This window comes from Veillonella sp. (assembly GCF_019414865.1).
In the GTDB taxonomy this organism is placed as follows: domain Bacteria; phylum Bacillota; class Negativicutes; order Veillonellales; family Veillonellaceae; genus Veillonella.
Genome location: NZ_DXLG01000141.1, coordinates 1 through 3,862, shown reverse-complemented (window position 1 = coordinate 3,862; position 3,862 = coordinate 1). Strand labels below are relative to the sequence as shown.

Here is a 3,862-nt window from a genome sequence, read left to right as displayed (position 1 = left end):
GGTTTATATCTTTACATACTACACTAGATCATATTATTGATATGCTTCGCTGCAATCAATATATTCCATAATCAGTTGGCAGATTTGACCATCTTTATCAAAGGCCCAGTATACAGGATATAAACCATCTCCAAATCCCGATTGAATCATAGGTACTGTTAATTCAGTTTCAGGAATTGTAAAGTTAATCCAATCCCCTTTAGACCGTTGGAATTGTGGATATGCCAATGCATTTAACTGGAACAAATCACTGTAGTAATCATCATAGATATTCTTGTCAGGATAGTTTGTATGCCATTGATCATAGAACTTTCTATAAGTTTCGATAGTTTCTGCATCAACTACAGTAGCAAGTCCAGAATCTACAGGGAATCCGATGTAGCTTTCACCATCATCAAGATCTGTTAAGTCTTCCGTACCTTTTAAAGCCAATTCATAGTTCACAGGCTCATTGCCACTAAAAACAACACGGCTCGCCACATAGCGATACTCATTTGGCTCCATTTCAATAATTTTTGTTTCTAACAAATACGTACCTGGTTCTACAGTTCTAATATACGTATCTGGTTTATTAGGTAATGTTACCAAAGGATCACAGCATGTAATATGACCTGTTGGGAATGTTACAGTCCACATAGGCAATGTATGTAAAGGAAATCCTTTTAGCTCTTTACGGTTAAATAAATCATGATATGGTACAGTAGGTTTTAATTTACCTTCAGAACCTAAACGGTTAAACGTTTGAATCCATTCACTTGTCAATTTAGATTGTTCCATATTACTCCTCTGCTTCGTGTTTACAATGTATATACTCGCCCTCTAACACTTCATATGCTGCTGTTTTACGTATAATTTGTTTAACTAATGTATCTAATTGGGAGCCATTTGTATAGTCTGCTGGTGCATAATAGCGTATACGGTGATGACGCATCATTTTATATACTTTATCTTTGTCCTTTTTAATAGGATCATACACACCTATGGAATGGCCTCCATTAGCATTAACAAGGCTCATGCAAGGAATATCTGTATCACTATCTCCAATATAAATCATATTGCGGAATGGTACACGTTGGTCCTCAGGTTTCACATAATCGTTAACGCCTGTATCATTAATATCTAGAATTCCTTTTTGAATACGGAATAAAAACTGAGTTTTATTCGTATAGTTAATTGCTTGCGCAGGCCACACAGCTACGCCTTTATCATCGAACATGAATGCACTAGCATAGATTTTGGTGAAAGCTCCCTCTTTCGCCATTTCAGTGCCTTCTATCATCTCTTTCAATCCAGAAGAGATAATATAATGCTCAATGCGAACCCCATGTTCTAATCCATATTCTCGAATACGTTCAAACCAAGTGCGAACACCGTCATACAATTCTACTTGATTCCCATATTCCATGAGCTTTTCTTTAGTTACATAAAAGCGACCTACGGCTTCTTGGATCATCTTATACATATAGGCCAAGTTATTATCCATATCATTTTTCTTAGCCAATTGATTAGATTCTTGCCAGAACTGCTTAATTTGCTCCTCATCATAGCCAACAGATTGAATAAAGCCTTGCGCCTGCATATCATCAGGTGTTAAGGTCTTATCAAAATCGTAGCACATGGCAAGGACTGGCATAGAGTCTTCACGAGATACTAGGGATGAATCTTTAGAATCACTTTTGTATGTTATCATACGACACCTCCTTTAACATAGTATAAACATAACAATCGTCGTTCTACCCTCTTATATTCCTGAGGTGTCCCTTTGACAACCCCCTTTGCTATCTATTTTACATGATTCGTCAACGAAATAGGCGTTATATAGCATCGTAATTCCATCTAAAATAGAGTTTCTTGCCTGTAATTTGTATCAATAATCCAGCTTTTTTCCATGCTTTCTTTAATAATTGCCGTTTTTGGAAGCTGTCCAATAAGTAAACTAGAAGTTGTATCATGTAACAAACGATTGTGTCGGACTGCCGCCTGATTTGTATTGGCATAACAATAGCGACAGAAGTGACTACAACTATCATAGGCACCTATATCACCATGTAAATAACAATTACATTCTGGTCTCGCTGGGGTTCGTTTTGGTGCTTTTAACGTAACATTCCAAGCCCGTTCATAACAATCTAAGGTTAAACAACCTTCCGTATTAGCACCTAATTCTTTAAATGCGTCCCCTTCTCCACAGGTTTTAAGGTCCATATTGCAAGAATGAGCAATAGAAACAAGCTCCTTAATAATATTATGTTGTACATCAACACTTGGTCTAAAACCTTCAGGGAAGTTCTGGGCCACCTTATCAAATATATCTAAAAAACTTACAACTACCGTATCCGTGTATCCTTCGAGAGCCTTAGCCATGTTATAAAAGCTTTCAAAATGAAAATCTATTGTGTAGTTATGGGTTAAAATAATAGGATCATAACGCCACACCATGGATTGAGGATTCAGTCTTGTAGATATTTGTTTAAATCCATCTATTACAGAATCTGCTTTTGGTACATAGGGCTCGATATCTGGACCATAAGGGGTTATGGTCATGTGCCAAAACTGTCTATAATCATTTATTTCTTGTAGTAATGGAATGAAAGGCAAAGGATTCTTGGTACAAAAAGCAATACCATCTACCACATCATGATTAATAGGATACCGTGTTATCTGCATTGGATTATAGGGATTTCGTACATCTACAAATCCTTGATGAACACGATTAATCAACCATTGCCCATAAAAGGCAGGAATATCCGTACGTTGTCCCGTCTGTAAAATCATAGTCCTGCCCTTTCATAAAATAAAAATATAGATGTATTATATCATACTCAATATTAATAATTTATGTAGTAAGTGTGATATTTACAGTATGGCACATTCTCATTTTATGGTACTATTAAGTGTATTAAAAATGAGGAGAACAAAAAGATGAACGATATATTTGAAAAAAATCATCCTATGAAGGATGACAAAGAGTTTATTACCTCTTATTGGAGCGATCGAGCGCGTGATTTCGGTTCTTTACGAGCTAAAGAATTAGAAAGCCCTAAACTTAAACTATGGCGCGATGAATTAATGAGCCATATCTTTGACTCTGATCGATCTCTACGCATTTTAGATATCGGCTGTGGCGCAGGTTTTTTCAGCATTATTCTCTCTGAGTTGGGCCATACAGTACATGGTATCGATATTACGCCTAAAATGATTGATGAGGCTAATCAACTTGCTGAGTCTTTACAATCTGATGCTACCTTCTCCGTTATGGATGCAGAAAACCTAAGCTTTGATACTAATACCTTTGATATCGTTGTGGCTCGCAATGTGACATGGAATTTACCGCATCCAGATAAAGCTTATGCTGAATGGTTACGTGTCATCCGTCCTGGTGGTTTAATTCTTAATTATGATGCGGAACACGCACGCAATCATCATGATTTACCACAATCTGTGCATCATGCACATGAACACGTAAGCAATGAACTAAAGGAACGTTGCCACACAATCTACCATATGTTAGAAATTTCATCCTACACACGTCCACAATGGGATAAAGAGCTACTCACTAAAATGGGTGCCAGCTCTGTATCGATTGATCCTACTGTAGGCCCTCGTATTTACAGTGAAGAAGATGAATTCTACATTCCTGTACCTATGTTTTTAGTAAAAGCAATTAAATAGATATTGAATAATAGCTAATAGGTCAGTAAAATCACTATTCCATAATACAAAACCCACTCCATGAAGTATCATGAGTGGGTTTTCTTTATATACTAATAATTTATTAGATTATAAACGTTAATAGCAATAAATATAGTTATTACTAAATATTAATTTCTAAGAAATTACTTTTTAAGATATTAATTTTTAA

4 protein-coding genes are annotated in these 3,862 nt (G+C 36.0%); 1 reads left to right on the top strand and 3 read right to left on the bottom strand.

Features of this window, described 5'->3' with window-relative positions:
• Positions 1–33: 33 nt before the first annotated feature.
• The 3 genes from QZ334_RS07430 to QZ334_RS07420 form a co-directional block, all read right to left on the bottom strand.
• Positions 34–777, bottom strand: coding sequence for a DUF4241 domain-containing protein (locus QZ334_RS07430; protein WP_227720903.1), 744 nt, complete (start codon positions 775–777; stop codon positions 34–36).
• A gap of 1 nt (position 778) precedes the next feature.
• Positions 779–1,690, bottom strand: a complete 912-nt coding sequence (locus tag QZ334_RS07425) for a haloacid dehalogenase-like hydrolase (protein ID WP_227720902.1) — start codon at positions 1,688–1,690, stop codon at positions 779–781.
• A 146-nt stretch (positions 1,691–1,836) separates the two neighbouring features.
• Complete coding sequence (locus tag QZ334_RS07420) at positions 1,837–2,775, bottom strand: DUF1848 domain-containing protein (RefSeq protein ID WP_295233267.1); 939 nt, start codon at positions 2,773–2,775, stop codon at positions 1,837–1,839.
• A gap of 147 nt (positions 2,776–2,922) precedes the next feature.
• On the opposite strand from QZ334_RS07420, the gene QZ334_RS07415 reads away from it, so the two are divergent.
• Complete coding sequence (locus QZ334_RS07415) at positions 2,923–3,672, top strand: class I SAM-dependent methyltransferase (RefSeq protein ID WP_295233264.1); 750 nt, start codon at positions 2,923–2,925, stop codon at positions 3,670–3,672.
• Positions 3,673–3,862 lie beyond the last annotated feature (190 nt).